The organism is Halalkalibacter sp. AB-rgal2 (genome assembly GCF_041821005.1).
Taxonomy (GTDB): Bacteria; Bacillota; Bacilli; order Bacillales; family Bacillaceae_D; genus Halalkalibacter.
Genome location: NZ_JBGUAV010000062.1, coordinates 1 through 1,568 on the forward strand (window position 1 = coordinate 1; position 1,568 = coordinate 1,568).

General features: G+C 40.8%; 1 protein-coding gene. It reads right to left on the reverse strand.

What is annotated here, in order from left to right:
• Positions 1 to 76: 76 nt before the first annotated feature.
• Positions 77 to 1,441, reverse strand: coding sequence for an IS1182 family transposase (locus tag ACERJO_RS20920; RefSeq protein ID WP_373648776.1), 1,365 nt, complete (start codon positions 1,439 to 1,441; stop codon positions 77 to 79).
• Between the last annotated feature and the right edge of the window lie 127 nt (positions 1,442 to 1,568).

The following is a 1,568-nucleotide window of genomic DNA, read 5'->3' on the forward strand; positions in this document are numbered from 1 at the left end:
TGAATCAATTTCATAAAGCTTAGTTCATGAATGTTACACGAATCCAATTATGCTTTTAGCGTTTTTTAAAATGGAATTAAGCTACTTGCATGTTCTCCTTGTTGTCCATGGATTTAGCTATACGATCACACGCAAGCTTCGCTGCGTTATAAACTAAATGCGTCAAATCAAAATGTACCTTGGCCCGTTTTCCTGTACGATAGCGAACATGATTTAACTGGAAGAATTCCTTGAGATAAGCAATCACCCGTTCTACTGCACTTCGTTGCTTATAAATCGTTTTCCATGCTTTTGAACCGCGAGCTGGGGCTGTATAGCGTCGCAAATCGGTTGTGATTTTCACTTTATACACCTTCTGGCATAAGGTGTCACTTGCCAAAGGACAGTCTTCACACTGTTTCGGACGTGTGTATTTTAATGTCTCGTACGTCGCATCGTAACTATCGTATCGATACGAGTGTTCTCGGACACAGGTTGGGGCAAAGTGCTGATCAAATCCTTCTAGCTCAGATTCATTTTTCTTGTTGTAAGCAATCACGGATTGCGCTCCCATTCGGTAAATCTGTTGGTAAATAGCCGGATAATCATAACCTGCATCAAGGGTACTAAATGAAATTTGCAGTTCAGAAAGACGCTCTTGCATTCCTTTTAATAAAGGGATGGCCGCTTTTCCATCATTCAGGTTTCCAGAGGAAAAGAACGACTGAAGAATGTACTGACTTTTCGTTCCAACAGCGAAATGTCCTTTGTAGCCAAACCAAAACACGTTCTTTCCTTCACTATTTTTCTTGATGCCCCACTTAGGGTCAAGAGGAACAGCAGAACGTAACTCGGCTAAAGATACACCAAGTTGGGCTTCAATCTTTTTCTCGAAAATCGGAAGGGCTTCTTCTCGTTCCGCTTGTTCTTGAAGCCATTTTTCTTGTTCTTCTTTGGATTTGCGCCCGCGTTTTTTAGATTTAGGTTTAGGTTTTTCTTCTTTGGATGGTGCCTGGTCACGAGCTTCAATATGAGTCGCATCAATGGCAATGGTGTCATCTGTGATAAATCCTTCCGTCACCGCTTGAAGGATGAGCGTTTCTTGAACACGTTCAAGAACAGGAGATTCCGCTATTTTAGTAAGCATTCTCGAATAAGAAGCTTCAGATGGAATCGCATCAGAAAGAAGGAACCCACAATCTAAACGGAACATATAGTCATATTTGAGTCGTTTAATCAGATCCTTTATCGTTGGAATACGTTCAAGAACTCTAGCGACAAGTGAGTAGATCATCGCTGCATAATTAAGTTGAACAGGCGCGCCATACAAGGATTTTTTCGATACAACAGCCAAAATAGGATCGATTTCAATGGACGAAAATACCGTTTCAAAACGGTGGGTAGGTTCTAAATTGTATAAATCTTGCAGGTCAAATAGGCTTCCTTGTCGTATAATGGTCATAAGGGAGTCTTCCTCCAGTCGTAGTTTTGTTTGGTCACTTAACTAATTCGACTTTTGGGGAGGTACTCCTTTTTTTGTGTCTGGAAAGCCTTGTGAGACTAAGGGTTTAAATTATGAAATTGATTCA

Bases quoted from the DNA above. Each gene is read 5' to 3' on its own strand.
- ACERJO_RS20920 (WP_373648776.1), bottom strand. From the start codon at position 1,441: ATGACCATTATACGACAAGGAAGCCTATTTGACCTGCAAGATTTATAC.